Origin of the sequence: Proteiniclasticum aestuarii (assembly GCF_017368455.1) — a bacterium.
In the GTDB taxonomy this organism is placed as follows: domain Bacteria; phylum Bacillota; class Clostridia; order Clostridiales; family Clostridiaceae; genus Proteiniclasticum; species Proteiniclasticum aestuarii.
Map to the genome: position 1 here is coordinate 29,837 of NZ_JAFNJU010000004.1, position 19,672 is coordinate 49,508.

Annotated in this window: 22 protein-coding genes; 2 read left to right on the top strand and 20 right to left on the bottom strand. The window is 48.4% G+C overall.

Annotated elements, in window-relative coordinates; translation table 11 throughout:
* Window positions 1-14 precede the first annotated feature (14 nt).
* From J3A84_RS06160 to J3A84_RS06205, 10 genes are all read right to left on the bottom strand, one after another.
* The gene (locus J3A84_RS06160) at window positions 15-1,358 is read right to left on the bottom strand and encodes a glucose-6-phosphate isomerase (RefSeq protein WP_242694050.1); all 1,344 of its coding nucleotides are present in this window, start codon (window positions 1,356-1,358) and stop codon (window positions 15-17) included.
* Window positions 1,359-1,443: 85 nt separating this feature from the next.
* Window positions 1,444-1,956, bottom strand: a complete 513-nt coding sequence (locus J3A84_RS06165; RefSeq protein WP_207599130.1) for a SprT-like domain-containing protein — start codon at window positions 1,954-1,956, stop codon at window positions 1,444-1,446.
* Window positions 1,957-1,979: 23 nt separating this feature from the next.
* A complete protein-coding gene (locus J3A84_RS06170; RefSeq protein WP_242694051.1) occupies window positions 1,980-2,234 on the bottom strand; it encodes a metal-sensitive transcriptional regulator in 255 nt (84 codons plus the stop codon).
* A 132-nt stretch (window positions 2,235-2,366) separates the two neighbouring features.
* The gene (locus J3A84_RS06175) at window positions 2,367-2,621 is read right to left on the bottom strand and encodes a metal-sensing transcriptional repressor (RefSeq protein ID WP_207599131.1); all 255 of its coding nucleotides are present in this window, start codon (window positions 2,619-2,621) and stop codon (window positions 2,367-2,369) included.
* Window positions 2,611-2,916, bottom strand: coding sequence for a rhodanese-like domain-containing protein (locus J3A84_RS06180; RefSeq protein ID WP_207599132.1), 306 nt, complete (start codon window positions 2,914-2,916; stop codon window positions 2,611-2,613). Before J3A84_RS06180 ends, J3A84_RS06175 begins: the two co-directional genes overlap by 11 nt.
* A 1-nt stretch (window position 2,917) precedes the next feature.
* Window positions 2,918-4,567: an FAD-dependent oxidoreductase gene (locus tag J3A84_RS06185; protein ID WP_207599133.1), complete on the bottom strand. Its 1,650-nt coding sequence runs from the start codon at window positions 4,565-4,567 to the stop codon at window positions 2,918-2,920.
* Window positions 4,567-4,860, bottom strand: a complete 294-nt coding sequence (locus J3A84_RS06190) for a rhodanese-like domain-containing protein (protein WP_207599134.1) — start codon at window positions 4,858-4,860, stop codon at window positions 4,567-4,569. Before J3A84_RS06190 ends, J3A84_RS06185 begins: the two co-directional genes overlap by 1 nt.
* 4 nt (window positions 4,861-4,864) lie before the next feature.
* A complete protein-coding gene (locus J3A84_RS06195) occupies window positions 4,865-5,029 on the bottom strand; it encodes a hypothetical protein (RefSeq protein WP_207599135.1) in 165 nt (54 codons plus the stop codon).
* Between the two features lie 37 nt (window positions 5,030-5,066).
* Window positions 5,067-5,501 carry a GNAT family N-acetyltransferase gene (locus J3A84_RS06200; RefSeq protein ID WP_207599136.1) on the bottom strand — a complete coding sequence of 145 codons (435 nt, stop codon included), beginning with the start codon at window positions 5,499-5,501 and terminating at the stop codon, window positions 5,067-5,069.
* Window positions 5,498-6,643, bottom strand: coding sequence for a pyridoxal-phosphate-dependent aminotransferase family protein (locus tag J3A84_RS06205; RefSeq protein WP_207599137.1), 1,146 nt, complete (start codon window positions 6,641-6,643; stop codon window positions 5,498-5,500). The genes J3A84_RS06200 and J3A84_RS06205 overlap by 4 nt, the downstream gene beginning before the upstream one ends.
* Before the next feature lie 207 nt (window positions 6,644-6,850).
* On the opposite strand from J3A84_RS06205, the gene J3A84_RS06210 reads away from it, so the two are divergent.
* Window positions 6,851-7,747, top strand: coding sequence for a VOC family protein (locus J3A84_RS06210; RefSeq protein ID WP_207599138.1), 897 nt, complete (start codon window positions 6,851-6,853; stop codon window positions 7,745-7,747).
* Between the two features lie 213 nt (window positions 7,748-7,960).
* Window positions 7,961-8,950, top strand: a complete 990-nt coding sequence (locus J3A84_RS06215; protein ID WP_207599139.1) for a leucine-rich repeat domain-containing protein — start codon at window positions 7,961-7,963, stop codon at window positions 8,948-8,950.
* Window positions 8,951-9,040: 90 nt separating this feature from the next.
* On the opposite strand, the gene J3A84_RS06220 is transcribed toward J3A84_RS06215, so the two are convergent.
* From J3A84_RS06220 to J3A84_RS06265, 10 genes are all read right to left on the bottom strand, one after another.
* Window positions 9,041-9,691: a TetR/AcrR family transcriptional regulator gene (locus J3A84_RS06220; RefSeq protein WP_207599140.1), complete on the bottom strand. Its 651-nt coding sequence runs from the start codon at window positions 9,689-9,691 to the stop codon at window positions 9,041-9,043.
* Window positions 9,684-13,475 (bottom strand): efflux RND transporter permease subunit, encoded by a 3,792-nt coding sequence (locus J3A84_RS06225; RefSeq protein WP_207599141.1) that lies wholly within the window; start codon window positions 13,473-13,475, stop codon window positions 9,684-9,686. The genes J3A84_RS06220 and J3A84_RS06225 overlap by 8 nt, the downstream gene beginning before the upstream one ends.
* Before the next feature lie 282 nt (window positions 13,476-13,757).
* Window positions 13,758-14,954 carry a DUF2812 domain-containing protein gene (locus J3A84_RS06230; protein WP_207599142.1) on the bottom strand — a complete coding sequence of 399 codons (1,197 nt, stop codon included), beginning with the start codon at window positions 14,952-14,954 and terminating at the stop codon, window positions 13,758-13,760.
* A complete protein-coding gene (locus J3A84_RS06235) occupies window positions 14,951-15,265 on the bottom strand; it encodes a PadR family transcriptional regulator (RefSeq protein WP_207599143.1) in 315 nt (104 codons plus the stop codon). The genes J3A84_RS06230 and J3A84_RS06235 overlap by 4 nt, the downstream gene beginning before the upstream one ends.
* Window positions 15,266-15,462: 197 nt before the next feature.
* Window positions 15,463-16,134 carry an ABC-2 transporter permease gene (locus tag J3A84_RS06240; protein WP_207599144.1) on the bottom strand — a complete coding sequence of 224 codons (672 nt, stop codon included), beginning with the start codon at window positions 16,132-16,134 and terminating at the stop codon, window positions 15,463-15,465.
* A complete protein-coding gene (locus tag J3A84_RS06245; protein ID WP_207599145.1) occupies window positions 16,134-16,985 on the bottom strand; it encodes an ABC transporter ATP-binding protein in 852 nt (283 codons plus the stop codon). Before J3A84_RS06245 ends, J3A84_RS06240 begins: the two co-directional genes overlap by 1 nt.
* Window positions 16,978-17,361, bottom strand: coding sequence for a GntR family transcriptional regulator (locus J3A84_RS06250; RefSeq protein WP_207599146.1), 384 nt, complete (start codon window positions 17,359-17,361; stop codon window positions 16,978-16,980). Before J3A84_RS06250 ends, J3A84_RS06245 begins: the two co-directional genes overlap by 8 nt.
* Window positions 17,362-17,524: 163 nt before the next feature.
* Window positions 17,525-18,160 carry a sugar O-acetyltransferase gene (locus J3A84_RS06255; RefSeq protein WP_207599352.1) on the bottom strand — a complete coding sequence of 212 codons (636 nt, stop codon included), beginning with the start codon at window positions 18,158-18,160 and terminating at the stop codon, window positions 17,525-17,527.
* Between the two features lie 114 nt (window positions 18,161-18,274).
* On the bottom strand, window positions 18,275-19,153 hold the full coding sequence (locus J3A84_RS06260) for a mechanosensitive ion channel family protein (protein WP_207599147.1): 879 nt from the start codon (window positions 19,151-19,153) through the stop codon (window positions 18,275-18,277).
* Window positions 19,154-19,315: 162 nt separating this feature from the next.
* Window positions 19,316-19,588, bottom strand: a complete 273-nt coding sequence (locus tag J3A84_RS06265; RefSeq protein WP_342590944.1) for a DUF6429 family protein — start codon at window positions 19,586-19,588, stop codon at window positions 19,316-19,318.
* Window positions 19,589-19,672: the final 84 nt, after the last annotated feature.

Below are 19,672 nucleotides of genomic sequence, written 5' to 3' on the forward strand. Positions count from 1 at the left end.
CTGTTTTTTCTTCTTTACTGAAGTCTCTTCTCCAGTGCCGCTTTCAGCTCTTCATAGCCGGGCTTTCCAAGAAGGGCAAACATGTTCTTCTTGTAGTCTTCCACTCCAGGCTGGTCGAAGGGATTGATGCCCAGAAGGTATCCGCTGATGGCATTGGCCAGCTCGAAGAAGTAGACCATGTAACCGAAGCTCTCTTCCTTCTTGTCATGAAGATTCAGGACGATGTTCGGTACGCCTCCATCCAGATGTGCCAGAAGGGTTCCCTTGAAGGCATTCTTGTTGACTTCATCCATGGTCTTGCCTGCCAGGAAGTTCAGTCCGTCCAGATTGTCTTCGTTGGCTTCTATGGTGAAGCTGGAGTTCATATTTTCCACGTTGATCACCGTCTCGAAAATATTCCGTGTTCCATCCTGAATGAACTGTCCCATGGAATGAAGGTCTGTGGAGAAGTTGACCGATGCAGGGAAGAGTCCCTTTCCGTCCTTTCCGTGACTTTCACCGAAGAGCTGCTTCCACCATTCGGAGAAGAAGGTCAGCTGAGGCTCATAGTTCACCAGAATCTCAATGTCTTTTCCTCTGTTGTAGAGGGCAGTTCTTGCTGCCGCATAGGCGTAGCATTCATTGTCCTTCACAGAATCTTTGCTGTAATCTTCTCGCGCTTCTGCCGCACCCTTCATCATCAGATCGATGTCGATGCCCGCCACAGCGATGGGGAGCAGCCCCACTGGTGTCAGCACGGTGAATCGTCCACCCACATCATCGGGCACCACGAAGGTCTCGTATCCTTCTTCTGTAGCCAGGCTCTTCAGCGCACCTCTTGCCTTGTCTGTGGTGGCGAAGATTCTCTTTGCCGCTTCCTGTTTCCCGTATTTCTTCTCCAGATAGTCCTTCATGACTCTGAAGGCCACCGCAGGTTCTGTGGTGGTTCCGGATTTTGAAATCACATTGACGGAAACATCTTTTCCTTCAATGATCTCCAGCACATCGTTCAGATAATCTCCGGAGATGTTCTGTCCCAGAAAATAGATTTCAGGGGTCTTTCTCTTGTCCTTCGGCAGGGAATTGTAGAAATGATGGCTCATCATCTCGATGGCTGCCTTGGCGCCCAGATAGGAGCCGCCGATGCCGATGACGATGAGTACGTCGGAGTCCGCCTTGATCTTTTCCGCAGCCTTCTTGACCCGCTCAAATTCCTCTTTGTCATAATCTCTTGGCAGGTCCACCCAGCCTAGAAAGTCATTACCTGCTCCCGTCTTGTCATGAAGCATCCTGTGGGCAGTTTTCACCAGCGGGTCCAGATACTCGATCTCATGAGGTCTCATGAAACCCTCCAGTTTCGATAGGTCTACTTTTAACATAAATTGCACCAGCCTTTCTATTTTTCTTTGGTTCACACCAATAGTATACCATAGTGAACCCCAATAATAAGCTCCTGTCCTGTGCTTAGAACACCGCTTTTTTCGCTCGAATCTTCGCATGGCAGCATCCTGAAACCTTGGATTTCAGAATCATGTTCACGGAATCCACCTTTCTTCTTGCCGCCACCCTGCTTCCGCATTTCGAGCAGACGAGGATATACCCGTTCTTCTTCGTTCTGGGCAGGAGCTCCTTGAAATAGGTGTGGGTGGGTATGCCCAGCTCCTCACAGACTCTCTTGAAATAGGCATCATGTTTATGATTTCTGTTGTCCCTCACGTTGGCGTAGAAGTGCGCATATTCATGAAGGATGACATTTCTCACCACGCTTTCATCATAATATCCTGACAGAAGCACCTGGGCAAAGCGGAACGCATGGGCCGTGATTCTGCCTTCCTTTTCACGGAAGAGAAAGGAGCCCATGGTTTTCTCCATCCGACTGCTGACTTCCACAGGAACATGGGCACAGTCAAAGCCCATCTTCTCTCCCGTCTCAGCAAGGAGCTTGCGAACATCTTCCACATTCCATACCTTGTTCATGAAACGCCCCCCCTTCCTCAGCACTATTTGAGCTTGAAGATCAGCTCCAGCGCTTCTTCCAGCTGTTTCTTGTCGATCTCGTCCGTATCACTGAGCACACAGCTCATAAGGTTCTCCGTCACGATGAGATTGATCACCCGGTCCACGCCAGCACGTACTGCCGCCAGCTGAATGACGATTTCCCTGCAGTCCCTGTCCTCTTCGATCATCTTCGTGATGCCTCGGATCTGCCCTTCTGTTCTGCTTAGTCTGTTCATGAGCTTCTTTTTGTCTGCCAAAGTTCTGTCTCCTTTTCATCCTGTTTATTCTTTACCGTTTCTACCTGATACCATTATACCAAAGCTTACAGAAAAGTTCAGAAAAAATACACCCGAGGGTATGAACCCTCAGGTGTACAAATCTTTCGTTCTTTATCTGCTTTTGAAAATCAGTTTCAGCGCCGCTTCCACACGGTCCTTCTGGTCTTCGGCCTTCTCTTCCGCCACACAGTGCATGAGATTCTCCGTGACCATCAATGTAATGACCTTGTCGATGCCCGCCTTCACTGCGGAAAGCTGTGTCACCACATCCGTACATTCCCGGTCTTCCTCGATCATCCTGCTGATGCCTCTGATCTGGCCTTCTAATCTACTTAATCGGTTGATATAGCTTTTCTTATCTTCCAAATTCCACATCTCCTCTGTACGCGGACATGCCTCCCATTACATTAACGATTTTATATCCCTGCTGTGCAAGGTACTTGGATGCCATGGCGGATCGTCCACCAGATAGACAGATCACATGATATTCCTTGTTCTTGTCGAGTTTGTCCAGATTAGCAGGGATGGTGCCCAGAGCGATATGCTCCGCTCCCTTGATGTGTCCGGATTCGAACTCATCAATTTCTCTTACATCTATAACGTTCAGATTGCCCTTTCTTAAAAGCTGCTCGAACTCCGCCATCATTACTGAATTAAACATATTACCTGATCTCCTCTTTCTTTGCTTTACTGTATATATTGAATGCGCCATCCAGGTTCACTGCCTTAAAGCCTTTCTGCTTCAGCATTCTTTCCGCCATATAGCTTCTCTGTCCGCTTGCGCAGCTCACAACGATTGTCTTGTCTTCTGGCAGCTCGCTGATTCTGCTTCTTAAGTCATTGATGGGAATATTCACGAATCCTTCGATGGACCCGCTTCTTTCCACTTCACTCACATCTCTTACATCGAGAAGGTATGCCCCTTCTTTTCTCATTTCGTCCAGCTCATACCACTGAATGTTCTCTGAGAATCCTTCCATGATATTGGTGGCCGCATAGCCCAGCATATTCACCGGATCCTTGGCGGAACCGAAAGGTGGTGCGTAGGTGAATTCCAGCTCCATCAGATCATCCACTTTCAGATTTCCCTTGATGGCTGTAGCCAGAATATCGATTCTCTTGTCGACACCCTTCTGCCCCACACCCTGTGCGCCGTAGATGGTTCCATCTTCCGGATTGAACAGCATCTTCATATAGATGGACGATGCCCCCGGGAAGTAGCCCGCATGGTCGTTGGCTGTCACATGCACGGCCTTGTACTTCATTTCTGCCGCCTGAAGCTGTCTTTCATTGAGCCCCACAGACGCCGCGGACAGACCGAACACTCTGACGATGGCGGTACCGATGGCCCCTTTATTCTTTCTTCTGTATCCACTGATGACATCCGCCACCTGTCTGCCCTGTCTGTTGGCAGGATTGGCCAGGGGGATCATGCTGTCCGCTTCAAGAATCTGATTCTTCACGATGATGGCATCGCCCACGGCATAGACATCCTTCACGCTGGTTTCGTAGTGCTCATCCACAAGGATTCCCCCACGCATGCCAAGTTCCACACCGGCCGTCTTGGCCAGGGCGTTTTCAGGAAGGACTCCTACAGACATGACGGTGAGATCGCTTGCCAGTCTCACACCGTTCTGCAGCTCCACGATTTTTCCTTCTTCATGGAAAGCGCTGGCTGCAACGCCTGTGTAGACCTTGATTCCGTTCTTTTCCAGTTCGTCTTTCACGAAGGCGGACATCTCGAAGTCAAATGGTGGAAGGACCTGTGGAGCCATTTCCACAACGCTCACATCAAGACCTCTGTTATGAAGGGCTTCGGCCATTTCAAGGCCTATGAATCCGGCACCTATGACCACAGCCTTCTTAGGATCCGCATCTTTCATGAATCCTGTGACGGCATCCACGTCCGGAACGTTTCTCATGGTGAACACATTCTTCGCTTCAGGAAGTCCAGGTGTATTCGGTACAAAAGGTCTTGCTCCAGGAGAGAGGATCAGTTTGTCATAGGAGATGGCATATTCTCCTTCTTCGCCCTTCACAAGAATCTCCTTCTTTTCAGGATCGATGGAAAGCGCCTCTGTATTTACTCTCACGTCCAGTTCGAATCTTCCTCTCAGGCTTTCTGGCGTCTGGACCAGAAGCTTGGATCTTTTGGTGATCTCTCCGGATACGAAATAAGGAAGTCCACAGTTGGCAAAGGACACATAGGGTCCCTTTTCCAGAATGATGATCTCCGCATCTTCATTCAGTCTTCTCAGTCTGGTCGCTGCAGACATTCCACCTGCTACGCCGCCTACAATTACAATCTTCATTACTTTCTCGCTCCTTTCCACATGTTCATGCCGCCTTTGACATTGATGGCATCCACGCCCATTTTGGTCAGTTTCTTTGTTGCACTGGCGCTTCGTGCTCCAGACTGGCAGATCACATAGACCGGACCTTTGCCTGTATAGGTGTCCACCTTGGCCAGTGGAAGATTCTTCGCACCGGGAATGTGTCCGTTCTTGAATTCATAGGCTTCTCTTACATCCAGTATGGCTGGTCTTTCTTTCAGCATGGCCTGCAGTTCATCGGTTGTTACAGATTTCGTCTTATTCCAAAACATCTTATTACCCCTCTTTTTCATCTATCGGTTGTTTATACGCTTTAAAAACAGGAGGAAGCTTCATACCCCCTCCAGGTATGTTTAAATAATACCATAGGGGGGTATCGCTGTAAAGAGGTTTTTGATAAATATTTTTTAACAATCTTTCTGCCCCAGCAAAAAAGAGCATGCTTTCACATCCTCTTCCCTTTCTGATTTCTGTTTTCTCAGACTGTCCCGATCTCCTTTTTCATATAGTATCTCATGTGTCCAGGCGGACAGTTCTCCAATGTTCCGAAAACTGCAAAGCCATTCTTTTCATAGAATTCCTTCGCCTGAAAATCGAAGGTATCCAGATGCATCAGGCTGCAGTTTTCCTCTTTCGCCACTCTCTCCAGTTCCTCTAGAAGCCGCGTCCCATATCCCCTCTTTCGATACTCTTCCTTCACCCAGAGCACATCGATGGCCAGGACTCTCCAGCAGTAGATCATGCTGTTTACTCCTGCAAGGATCTCTCCTTCCTCATTTCGGATGACACGATTCACTGGAATGAAGGCAGGCTTCTGCGTGAAAGGAACCTTTCCCTGATTGTATGCCACAATCCCATCATCAATGAACATCATGTCTTCTCTTGTGCTACGCTCCATCATGCCTTCCTTCATATTATGCCTTCCATCTCTTTCACAAAGCGTTCATGCATGGATTCTTTAAGCTTCATGCCCAGAGCAGTAAAGGAGTGGTGAAGGGCTTTGAGCGTTCTATAGAGTTTCTCCTCTCTGGCGTTTTCTCCCATGTGTCCGATACGGAAGACCTGATTACCCAGATAGTCGAAGGCCCCTCCGATGAGAATCCCATGCTTTTCAAGCATCTCGTCTTTCAGCATACTGAAGGAGATGCCTTCCGGCAGCACAATGGTGCTCACGGTGCTTGCATGACCGCTTTTCGCATACAGCGAAAGACCAGCACCTGTCACCGCTTTTCTTGTGGCTTCCGCCAGAACGCGGTGACGCTTCTCAATGTCCTCCTCTTCCAGAATCACCTTCAGCGCCTCTTCCAGGGCAAAGATGTCGCTCACGGGCTGAGAATAGGGAAACCACTTCTTTTCATACCATCCCTCAAAGATCATGAGATTCAGATAGAATCCCGCAACAGGCGTTTTTCTCTCCTTCATGGCTTTCTTCGCATCGGCGCTGATGCCCACAAGGGTCAGCCCCGGAGGAGCGGAGATGCATTTCTGGGAGGCGCCTAAAACCACATCCATCTTCCACGCATCCATCTCCATGGGTTCTCCCACCATGGCGGAAACACTGTCTACAATGGAAAGAATGCCATAGCTTTTCAGCAGTGGACAGATGCGGTCCACGGGATTCGTTATGCCTGCGGGCGTTTCGCAGTGCACCAGGGTGGCAAGCTTGAAGTCATGGTTCTTTTTCAGAAACTCTGCTAGCCGATCTGCATCCAACGCTTCATCATAAGGACTTTCAAAGACCGTGACTTCCCCGCCATAAAGCTTCACGAAATCCATGAACCCGTGGCCGAATATGCCGTTATCGATGCAAAGGACCTTATCTCCAGGTTCAATGAGCGAAGCACAGGCCGCTTCCAGCCCCAGGATGCCTTCTCCACTTAAGATCAGCACTTCTTCTTCCGTTTTGTAGATTTTCTGAAAAAGCTTCTGGGTGCTCTTGTATTTCTCAAAGAACGCTTCTTCCATATCCGGATTCAGAATGGGCATGGCCATGGCTTTTCTGACTCTTTCTGTAACATAGGTAGGTCCTGGGGTCATTCTCAGGATTTCACTCATTCGATCATCTCCATTTATTAAATCTTCGTCATTTCATTCATACTATTTTCATTTACATTGTATCAGACACTGAAAGTCCTTACCAATTGTTCCTCTCAGGCATGACACAAACTTCATTGATGACATTGTTAAATTTTGATTATCAAAGAAATTTCTGCTATAATTCAGGCATAAAATCAATGAATATCTAATGAGGAGGTATTGAAAATGCAGAAAATCGTCCCTCATTTCTGGTATGACAAAGAAGCTCTTGACGCGGCGCAGCTCTATATATCACTATTTGAGGATTCCAAGCTGAATGGAACTCAGATCCTCCCAGATACGCCCTCCGGAGATGCCATGATTGTGGATTTCGATCTGGCAGGCATGAACTTCAATGCCCTCAGCGGAGGTCCTTTTTTCAGACTCAACCCCTCCATTTCCCTGATGGTCGCCTGCAGAGACAAGGAAGAAGTAGACAGACTCCATCAGGCGCTCCGTGAAGGCGGCCAGGATCTGATGCCACTGGACACCTATCCCTTCAGTCCCTGGTATGCATGGATCGAAGACCGCTATGGACTGTCCTGGCAGCTGATGCTGACAGAAGACTATGAATCTGTTCCAAGAATCAGACCAGTGCTTCTATTTGCCGGAGATGCTTTAGGGAAGGCGGAAGACTTCATTGAAACCAGTCTTTCTTTATTCCCCCACAGTGAAAAAGGAGAAGTCTCCTACTATCATCCAGAGGAGCCACACCATGAAAAAGCCCGGATCAACTATGGAGAAATCACCATAAAAGGCTTTCCTCTTGTGGTCATGGATCATGGAGAAGGTGGGGATTTCACATTCAATGAGGCATTTTCCCTGATCGTGAACTGCAAGGACCAGGCGGAGATCGACTACTACTGGGACAGACTCTCGCATGTTCCTGAAGCGGAGCAGTGCGGATGGCTGAAGGACCAGCAGGGCATCAGCTGGCAGATTGTTCCGGAGGATATGAACAGAATTCTCTTTGAAGGCACGGAGGAGGAGATCAGAAGAATCACGGAAGCATTTCTCAAGATGAAAAAACTGGACCTGATCGAACTGGACCTGGCAAGAATCGGTGAAGAAGCACTGAGATGAAACCAGTCCACCAAGAAAAAATGAACACGAAACTAGGGCTTAGGCAGGTCAGTTTCGTGTTCATTTTCACGTTCTTCTCCTCTTTTTCTCTTTGCAGCACTGAGAAACCAGAAATATATTGTCTTGAAATCCGCAAGAGCGTAAAATCAGAATATAAATATGAGTGAGATACAACTCTCATCATTGAAGGAGTGAAAGAAGATGAATCTACACTTGAAAAAAATAATCCAGATCCTTCTATCCGTTCTACTCGCCCTAGTCATCACCATGGGCTGTGCCAGCTCCTCTGAAGAAAACAAGACCCCCTCGACAGAGACTCCGGCTTCTGAGATTCCGGAGTCGGAAGAAAACGAAGATTCCCCAAATCAGGATACACCTTCTGAAGAGAAACCTCTCGTCTTTGAAGAGCCGCTGTTTCTGGAACTTCTGAAGAAGGAACTTGGAAAAGAGGAATTCTATCCCAGCGATCTTGAGCAATACACAAACATCAAGATCACAGCAGATGAATTCATCTTTCTGGCTGCTCCTGGAGAAAGCGAAGAGAGCATCATCCTGTTCAACGAGGATGCATTCGAGTATGACGGGGTTCGATATGAGGGGCACGGCACCATGAAGACCCTTGCAGACCTGAAGCACTTTCCGAATCTGGATAAGCTCTTCATCAATCTCCAGCCGGATATTGACTACAACAGCATCCCGGAAAACGTCCGAAAAACCATCCGTATCGTGCAGATCCATCAGAGCCGGCTGAAAGACATCGCGTTCCTAAAGGATTTCACGAACCTTCTCAGCGTGAACCTGGGCACCAATGAAATCTCCGATCTCAGTCCGCTCAGCGGAAAGTCCGGAATCACTACCCTCCATTTCAACTGGAACAATGTGGCGGATCTTTCTCCAGTGGCAACCCTGACCGGTCTGAAGCGGATATCCGCTTACGGAAACAGAATCAGTGACCTTTCTCCGCTGTCAGGACTTACGAATCTTGAACAGATCGAGTTCTACGAGAATCTCATAGCAGATATCACACCGCTGAAGGAGATCAGGACCCTGACGAAAATCGAACTCATCAATAACCAGATCGAGGATGTGAAGCCCCTGGAAGAATTTGAATCCTTTGAAGAACTTCGACTTTCCGGGAATCCCATCACCAACATCGAGGTTCTGGACCATATCGATAATCTGGACTATACTCCGACTTACTGATGAGCTGATGCTTTATCTGAAATGAAAACCCACCATGGTCTCCTAATGGATTCCCTGGTGGGTCCTGTTTTGTATTATGGTCATTCTACTCTAAGACAGCGTCTTCAGAAGCAGCTTCAGTGTTCTGTCCTTCAGGATGATGACTTCCTCCTTCACCTGATCTTCAGTGAGCTGTGGTCTCCGGATTCTGCATTCCGTGACTTTCAGCTGGATCAGTTCATGGACATAGGCCATGAAGAATCCGAAGGTGGTCATTCTCACATCCTCCAGCGTCATCTCTTCGGCAATCTGCCCTTCCTCTTTTCCACGGATCATGGCCCGCTCAACCTGATAAAGCACGATACTCTCCATCTGCATCATCATCTTTTCATCCATATAGGACCCGCTTTTCACTTTTTCCTGCTTTTCTGTGAACAGCATGAGAAAGATTCCTGTGAATCGTTCCTCCAGGCTTTTTTCCAGATAGTCCAGCGCATTTCGGGCCATGGCCTTAAAAGTCGTTTCCTTGAATACTGACTCCGTCAGCTCCATGAAATTCTGCTTCAGGTGATAACCCAGGGCTTCTCTTATGATTTCCTCCTTGCTGGAGAAATACTCATAGGCTGTACTCTTGCCCATGCCGCAGGATTCCGCGATGTCCGCCACCTTCAGTTCATGAATCTGTCTTCCTTCCCTGAGAAGGGTCATGACCCCTTCAAAGATCTGGATCTGCTTCTGTGAATACTTCTCCATATTATGCATGGGTCTCCTCCTCTCCAAGAGCAGGTCTGTTCTCCTCCACATCTCTTTTCTTTTCCCTGTTCAGGATGTCATAGAGTATGGGCACGATGAACAGAGTCAGGAATGTGGCGTAGGTAAGACCGCCCACTGTAACCACGGCCATAGGCTGCATCATTTCCGCACCGCTTCCATAACCCATGGCAAGGGTGGTCATGGCAAGAACTGTCGTCAAGGCCGTCATGACGATGGGACGAAGCCTTGTGGTTCCCGCCTTCAGCAGGGCTTCCCGCTTGCTGTATCCTCTTTCTCTCAGCTGATTCACATAATCCACGAACACGATACCGTTGTTGACGACAACGCCGGCCAGCACCAGGAATCCAAGCATCGCAATGACCGATAGCTCCATCCCCAGGATGAACAATAAGAGGAATCCGCCGGTAAAGGCCAGCGGCAGTGTAAAGAGCACAATGAACGGGGACAGGAGATTCTGGAACTGTGCCACCATGATGAGATAGATGAACACAACAGCCAGAAGAATCATGAGGATCAGATCGCCCATGGTGTCCTGAATGGTTTCGTTCTCTCCTTCCAGTGTCACCACATACCCTTCCGGCACGTCCAGCGTGCTCAGCTTCTCCTCGAAGTCTCTGCTTACAAGTCCGATGTTGTAGCCATCTGCGATGGAAGCGGACACCGTCATGTACCGGCTGGAGTTGATTCGTCTGATGGACATGACGCTTTCCGTCACGGAAATATCGGCGATATCTTTCAGAATGATGGTTTTCTCTGTTCCATCTCGTAAGGTCACATCCATGGAGAGGTCCCCGATGGTTTCTCGGGAAAGACCATCCATGCCAGGCTTCAGAAGCACAACCGGATAGCTGGTGCCCATTTCCGTAAGCTGCGTTGCCGTGATTTCCTCGCTGAGCGCGGCGGATACTTCCGCAAACACCTGGGCTACGGTGAGTCTTTCCACGATGGCTTTGTCCTTGTCCACTTCGATCCGGATTTCTTCCCCTGCATCTTCAAGGCCCGTTGTTACTTCGTCGGTTCCTTCCGTATCTTCCAGAAGAGCCGCCGTATCCTTGGCGATTTCCGCCATGGTGTCCAGGTCGAATCCCTTGATCTCCACGGCTATCCCGCTGCCGCCAAGGGCAGACAGATCCATGTTCGATGCCGATACACTGATTTCACCGTCCATGTCTTCCATCACTTCATAGATCATTCTTTCCACATCGCGATTGGTCATCTCTCTCTCATCCTTCAGCAGAATGTAGAAGGTGCTTGCATCAGCACTCTGCATGCCGCCGCCTCCGCCGAATCCCATGAAGCCTGCTCCGCCGCCACGCATGACGCCTACAGTCTCCACCGCTTCAATGGATCGGATCTTCTCCACCACTTCATCGTTCAGCGCATTGACTTCACTGGTGGAAAGTCCGTCCGGCGCTTCATAGGTCGCAGACATCTGAGGCGAATCCACTTCAGGAATGAATGCCGTACCGATGCGCGTGACGCCGAAGATGCTGATCCCCAGCATGCCCACGGCGAAAAGTATCACCAGCGGCTTGAATCTCAAGGCAACAGCGAGCGCCTTCTCATAGGCACGGGTCGTGCCGTCGAACCACTTGTGGGGCTTCTCGCTGGTCTTTCGAAGAATGGTAGCCCCCATGGATGGAACCAGGGTCAGCGCCACAATGAGACTGGCAACCAGGCTGTAGGCGATGGTCAGCCCCATATCCGTAAAGAGCTGCCTGGAGATTCCTTCTGTGAATACAATGGGCAGGAATACGGAAATGGTTGTCAGCGTGGAGGCGAAAATCGCTCCGGATACTTCCTTGGCTCCCTGAATGGCTGCCTCATCTGCAGGCATGCCTTCTTTCCGAAGTCTGTAGATGTTTTCGATGACGACGATACTGTTGTCCACCAGCATCCCGACACCCAGTGCAAGACCGGACAGAGAGATGATGTTCAGGGTCACATTACTGAAGTACATGAGCACCACAGCAAAGGTCAGACTGATGGGGATACTCAGCGCGATGACAAAGGTCGGCTTCAGATCGCGCAGGAATACGATGAGAACCAGAATCGCAAGAATTCCTCCGAAGAGCAGATTCTGCATGACACTGTTAGTGGTCATGTCGATATAGTCCCCCTGGTCCATCATGGCTGTGATGCTGAGCCCTTCATGCTCCCCTTCCAGTCTCTCGATTTCCGCTTCTATGGCATCAGAAACCTCCGCCGTGGAAGCAGTGCTCTGCTTCTGGAATGTCAGAAGGACGCCGTTGTTTCCATTGATTTTGGTATAGAGTTCTTCGGAATTGTCTTTCTTGCCCACTTCAGCCACTTCATTGAGATAGACATCTCCAATGGGTTCCATGCTGAAGAGCACCAGTGTGCTGATTTCCTGAGGCTCAGCAAAACTATCGCCCACTTTGACCAGAATCTGGTCATCTCCCTCGGCGATGTATCCTGCAGGCATGCTGAAGTTCTGCGCCTTCAGAATATTCCCGATCATCTCTTCTGTCAGGATGTTATTGAGATCAGCGCTGCTCAGCGCTTCCTCTCTGGATTCTTCAAAAGCGGCCAGTCCCTTATCCAGTTCCGCCATACCGTTTTGCATCTGCACTTCCGCCTTGGCCAGTTCCACGGCCATGGTGATCTTCCCCGCTTCCAGCTGCTCATAGGCGCTTTTCGCCTCACTCAGTCCACTTTCCAGCTGGGGCTTCATGGCGTTCAAGGTCATCTGGCGGATGTTTATGCTCTGAAGATCCAGTTCCACGGCAATCAGCGTCTTGATGGCTTCGGCCGCCTGATCAGAGAGCTGTTCCAGCCCCTCCTGGGTCATGCCTTCCATGCCTTCAGGGGCACCAGACTGAATGCTGTCAAGAATGGCCTGGAAATCCTCCGGCGAGAGATTTTCCGCACCATCCGGGAAAAGGCTTTCAAAGACGGCGTTCATGTCCAGAATGCTTCCAAGCTGTTCTCTTGTGGCTTCCAGAGCCGCTTTTTCCGCTGTAAGGCTGGCTTCTTCCGCCAGGAGGGCATTGAGATTGCCCATGGCGCTGTTTAGCTCCGTACTGGCTTTTGCAATCTGCTGCTTCTGGTTTGTGGATTCAGATGCCAGCGTCTTCTGTCCGGATGCCAGGGCTTCCTGTGCATCCTTCAGCTCATTTTCCGCTTTGGCCAGTTCCGTCTGGATATCACCTTTCACTTTATCATTAAGGGCTGCGATCTTTTCCGGTACCAGGGCGATCTCAAGCCTTGATTCCACCAGGCCGCTTCCAGTAACCGCTGCAACACCTTCCTGTCTTTCAAAGGATGGCATGACCACTTCTTCGGCGAATTCCGAAAGCTCATCCAGCTCCATGCCTTCCACATCCACACTGGCGACAAAAATAGGCAGCATATCGGGACTGATCTTCATGAGGATCGGAGAACCGACCCCCTCATCCATGGCACCTTTCACCTGATCGATGCTTCCAGAAAGCTCGATCATGGCACTGTCCATATTCGTTCCCTGGACATACTCCATGAAAATCATGCTGGAGTTCTCGCTGGAAACGGACTGAATGCTGCTGAGGCCACTGGACGTTCCCAGCGCCGCCTCCATGGGCCTTGTGACCAGCTGCTCCACCTTCTCGGGACTTGCGCCTGGATAGGGGGTGAGGACCACAACAAATGGCAGATCGATGGTGGGCAGAAGATCGGTCTTCATCCCCATAAATGAGATGACCCCTAGAACAATGGTGAGTATCACCGCCACCACTACGGTATATGGTTTTTTTACACTGTATTTCGAAAACATGTCATTATCCTCCTCGGAACACTCCGACCGAACGGTCGGTCGGAAATCTTTTTTCATTTTAGCACCATATAATAAGGCTGTAAACAAAGAAATTCTTATGTTTTCCTTAACCCTAGACCAGACTGATTACTGAAGCCTCTTGTCATGGGACTTCTCTCCATCATTATGCCTCTTCTCCTTGGCAGCCTCTATTTCATTCCGACGTAAACAGCCCAAACAAGAAACAGAACCCCGGATTTTCATCACGGAGTTCATGGTTTCCTTATAGCAGGACAGAATCCATCACATTTTCTCTTTCTGATAGTTTCTTAAGGTGTCATAGATCTCATCAAGATGAGCGGACAGGTCTTCATAGCCGTGATACCGGACATAGAGCACACTTCGCCCGATCCGCCCGAAGAACATCTGTGTATCTTCACTCTTCACCAGAATGGCATCATCAAAACCGTCGATGAAAAGCTCCTGATGCTGGATGGGTCTGTATCGGTGAAACTCCAGTGCATCTTCCATGAGCTCTTTGACCAGAGGATTTCCAAGGAAGGCAAACCGCACTTCATAATACTCGCTGCTCAGGTAAGGAGAATAGGTGCCCGATCCATCTGCCCACATTTCCCCCTTCACCTCACCACTCTGATGGAGTTCGTAGATCACCGGAGCAAGCTCCGTCCAGTCATAGCGGATTTCCTCATTTCTGTACCCGTCCTGATCTTTGACGAATCCTTCCGTCTGCTCGATATCCGTAAGCTGAATCATGGGGATGGGCTCAGTGATCTCTGCCAGATTCTTCTCCCATCCTCTGGTCATCATGAGAACAGAGTTGATGATCATGATCACACCGAACAATCCCAGAATCCCGTTGATGACATAGGGACCATAGTTTTTCCGGTATGTACGCTTCCTGGGTAATTCTTCTCCCTTCTCCAGACCGTCCAGAAGCAGTTTCAGCTTCTTTCTGCTTGCATGAATCTGATGAAACAGAAATGCATAGAGAATCAGCAACATGACCTGATAAGAACTGTTCCCGTAGCGCACAGCAAAAAGAAGCGGCTGATCCATCTGAAACACAGGCAGTAGAATCAGGACTACCATAATCGGAAGGGACAGGAGATAGACTCGGCTGGATAGCTTCAGCTTCTTTTCAAGATGGGAAAAGGCATAGCTCTGGGTCACAGGGTCCGTATGCAGCTCCCTGTAGTCTTTTTCTTCCGTGCTGTAGATATGGAATCCGTTCGCGATGGTGCATACATAGTCCCAGCCATAGTCCTTATAAGCTTCCATCTGATCCTCTCGGGGCATCTTCTCGTCCCTCATAAGTGGTTCCATCCGGTAGAGGACTCTTCTGGGCTCCCCTTCCTCAAAGTGTCCATATGTTCCGACCTTTCTCAGGAAAAGTCCTTCTGCTGCCATATCGCCGAGATAGCTCTGCATGGCCGGTATGTCATAGACATCCACGGGAATCATTTTCCTTTTCATCTTCATGGTGTTACCTCACTTTCCCCGTCCATAACGCATTTCTTCAGCCTATACAGTTCCTCCTGAAAGAGTCTTTTCCCTTTCAGCGTAACCTGATAGGTCCGTTTTCTTCCTTCCACTGCTGTTTCTTCGATGATTTCTTCTTCTTCAAATCTTGCCAGAATGGTATAGAGGGTTCCGGGACCCATGACCACCCTTCTTCTCGTCTTGTTTTCAATGAACTCCACCACATCCGTACCGCACATCTCCTGCTTCTGAAAAGCCATGAGAACGTAGTACATGCTTTCGGTCAGACCATCCAGCGCTTTCTTCGCCAATCTCAACACCTCGCTTCAATATCAACTATCGATATCATATAAGGATATTGTAATATCGAGGATTGATATTGTCAACAGATTCCCTTATAAAGAGAATAAGAGCATTTTTTAGAAACTGTATTTATTGTGAAAACAGAAAATGGAACCTCAGCATGTTATGCCAGGGTTCCATATCAGTTTCTACAAATTGATCCTATCTAGAATTCTCTCTTCTTGTACCATCTGCTGGAAAAGGAGAAAGAAAGGTACATGATTCCAGTCCAGATGAGAAGGGCTGCTCCTGCCACGACAATCTGATTGGTCTCTATGAAGTGAAGGACTGCTTCCAGCTTTTCAAAAGGAATGGATTTCCCTGCATTCACGGCGATGATCACGATTACGCTCAAAAGCAGGAAAGGCAGATAGGCCACCGATTTCGCCTTGGCATATCCAAGCTTGAAATACAGTGGAATCTGGAGTGCTTGCACAATGGTGAATATCATCAGGACCACCAGAAGAATCAGCACATATTCACTCCAGATGATGGGAAGATCAAGAATCAGTGCCAGTGCGATGGAAATGATGCTGCCAAGTATCAATCCGATGACATTCATGAAAAACGCCCAGAGATACCGCCCAAGGACCACAGTGCTCCGATCCAGACCCAGGGTGATATAGAGCGGATCGATTCCGTTCTGTTCGCCCACTGCAAAGGGATAGCTCATATACAGTGTTATGAACGCGATGACCATGGACAGCGGTGCCATGACGGATTTGTTGCTGTAGGCGAGAAATGTTGCCACGCCAAGGACGATGAAGAGATTCTTCAGTGTCAGATAGGGCTTTATGGTCATGAAATCCAGTTTCACGAAATTCATTACTTTATTCATTACAGTGCACCTCGATTAAAGAAAATGATGAGCTTTTCAAGTGAAATAGGCTCCATGATGAGCTGCTCCTTCAGATGAGTCGCATCCTCTTTCAGGATCACAGCCTCAAATCCCGTAGCATGGGTTCTGAGTCCTATGAGCTTCTCCTGATCAAGAGACTGAAGCTCCTTCTTCCCGCCTTTAATCAACAGGTAATTTTCCATCAGCTGGTCCTTTTCACCCTTATAGACAATCTTTCCGTTGATGAGAAAGATGATGTAATCCGCAATTTCCTCCAGATCGGAAGTGATATGGGTGGAGAAGAATACGCTGTGCCTTTCATCTCTCACAAACTCCTGGAGGATCTCACAGATTTCTTCCCGCGCCACCGGGTCCAGCCCGCTGGTCGGTTCGTCCAGCACCAGAAGCTCTGCGCCATGGGAAAGAGCTGCTGCAATCATGAGCTTCACGGTCATGCCTCGTGAGAGCTCCTTCACCTTCAGCGTCTCATGAATCCTGAAGCGCTCCAGATACTCATGAAAGACAGCGGAATCCCAGTTACTGTAGAATGGAGCAAGACTTTTCTCCACATCTTTCACAGACCAGTCCTTCACGAGAAATGCTGCGTCCATGACCACACCGATTTTCTCAAGGTAGGCATTGCTCTCCTTCACCTCTTCATCCAGTACTTGGATTTTTCCTTCATCCGGTCTGATATAGGATAAGATCGACTTGATCGTTGTGGTCTTCCCTGAACCATTGGGGCCAATGAATCCTGTGATGTATCCCTTGGGCACATCAAAAGAGATGCTGTCCAGAAGAAACTGTTTATATTTCTTTTTTAGTCCGTTTACTTTGATTGCGTTATCCATTTCTGTTTTCCTCCATGATGGTTCTGATCACATCCAGAAGTTCTTCATCGGTCATAGAAATTCTGGACTGCAGCTCGAATATATCAAATAAATGTCCTTCGATTTTCTGCATCACATTCTCAAAATTCAGGTTCTCATTCTTGGGTAGAACATAACATCCCTTCCCCTGGACATTGACCACATACCCTTCTTCCTCCAGATCCTTATAGGCTCTTGTTGTGGTAATGACACTGATTTTAAGATCTTTGGCCAGCTGCCTGATGGAAGGAAGCAGGTCATCCTCTTTCAGTTCATCCGTAAGAATCGCTTCAATAATCTGATTTTTAATTTGTTCGTAAATGGGTGTATTGGAACGATTCGTTATGACAATTTTCAACCTCATCCCTCCTCTGTGTTATAGACACATATATACAGTACAATCAGTATGAACATTTGTCAATGATAAACAGAAAATAACAGTATTTCCAGAAAAGGAACCGATCTTTTCTCAAAGACTAAAAAAACCGATAACGCATAGATTCAGGCGTTATCGGTTCTCCTTATTTCTTCAGCATTTCCTGAATCTCGTTCCAGGACTCCTCATCATAGGTACGATCTTTATAGTAGTAGGGTCTGTCCTCTTCCGTGATCTCCCGGATGATTCTCAGGGGATTGCCCACAGCAATCATGTTGGCAGGCACATCCTTGCCAACCACACTTCCTGCCCCGATGACCACATTGTCACCGATGGTGACACCAGGAAGAATCACCGTATTGCCCCCGATCCATACATTGTCGCCGATGGTGACGTTGATGCCATACTCATAGCCTGTATTTCTCATCTCAGCATGGAGGGGATGTCCAGCTGTGTAGATGGCCACATTGGGCGCCACCTGCACATTGTCTCCGATGAGGACCTTCCCCACATCAAGAACCAGGAAATTATAATTGGCGAAGAAGTTTTCGCCCACCTCTATATTGTATCCGTAATCGCAATGAAACGGCGGCACTATGTTCACCGTTTCGCCTGTCTTTCCGAGCAGCTCCTTCATCATCTCCGGAAGCTTCTGATGCTCTCTGGGATGAAGATGATTGTACTCGTATATTTTTTCTCTGCAGAGCATCCGCTCCTCTTCCAGTCCATCCATCCAGGCTTTGTAGGGCAGCTCGTTCAGCATTCTTTCTTTATGATTCATCTGATTATCCTTACCTTCCATATTATTCTTCATGGTTTTCTTATACTTATCTTTCTGGAAATCCATCAGAACACGATTCATGACTCTTCCAACTGAACACCAGAATCCAGGGACTTACAGGTTATTGTTGTAGTCCACCATTTCAATGGTCTGGGATGCCAGTTCAATCTCTCCATGATGCTGTTCCAGCTCTTCCAGAAGTTTCGTGAACAGCTCATCTTTTGTGATTCTTCTCTTTTTGATGTCCACCACATAACGAAGGGACAAGGTGACCCAGTTGTCATCAAAGGTCAGGAAGATCTGATTTTCAAGGGCCGCATCCTCCAGCCTGAAATGCTTGCGCATCTCAAACCAGGCATTCTTCGCGCTGACGGAAACATCTCCCAGGACCTCATCGGATATTCTTTTGATGATGCTTCTGGCAAGTTTAATGTCACTGCCGAATCGGATGGGAATATGAATCTCATCCCATACAAACTGAAAGCTGGCCGAGTAATTGTACACTGGAGACGTGAAGATGAAGCTGTTGGCCACTCTTACGATTCTCCCGTTGTACTGGTCTCCATCCACCCAGTCTCCGATTTCCATAAGGGTTGTACGAAGAATCCCCAGGTCAATGACATCTCCCTTGATTCCTCCGAGAAGCACCCGGTCGCCCACCTTGAAGAAGTCACCGAAGAGAATGGCGAACCAGCCCGCAAAGCTTACAATGACTTCGCGAAGGGCAAAGGTGATGCCTGCTCCAGCCAGGCCAAGAGTTGTATAAAGGCCCTGGAACTTATCACTGAAGGTGAAGACGAAGATCAGAAAGATTACAAGGTAGATGGTATTCATGACGATCTTCTTCGTGAAATACCACTTGTTCTGCTCCTGCAGAGTAGCATAGAACCGGTTCAGGATTCTCTTGGCCGACACATATAAAATGATGGCCGCAAGAAGAAATACGCCTGCTCTTACATATAAGGGATTCATGGAATCAAAAAACTCTCTCATGGTTTCCTCCAGTTCCGTTCTATCTGTTACACGTCCTATCTTCATGATACCTGAATTTTCAGATTTTCTCCACAGTAAGCTTTCCCACTTATTCTTTGTCGTAATAATCCAGTCCTCTTTCCAGAATGTGATCCGGAAACAGAAACCGTCATCGGCATTCCATCATTCTTTCCTTTCCTCAATTCCGTACTGCTCAAGAAGTCTTCTCGCCTGCGCTACCCCTTCCGGTGTGATCCAGACACTTTTCGATCTGGACGGGTGTTTTCCCTGACTGATGAAACCCTGATCCGAAAAGCTGTTGAGCACCGTAAACGGATATCCCTTCCAGGACAGATTTTCCGTAGTGAATCCTCCCTCCTTCTCACTGAATCGGGTCAGGTAGAGAAGAAGCAAGGTCATCTCCTCCACTGCTTCACGGGCATTCTTCTTATCCACTTGTAAAAACCTCCTTTCCTTCTGCTATGTCGATCACTTCTACTACCAGTATACCGCTGAGCCGGTCAGATATGAAGAAAAATG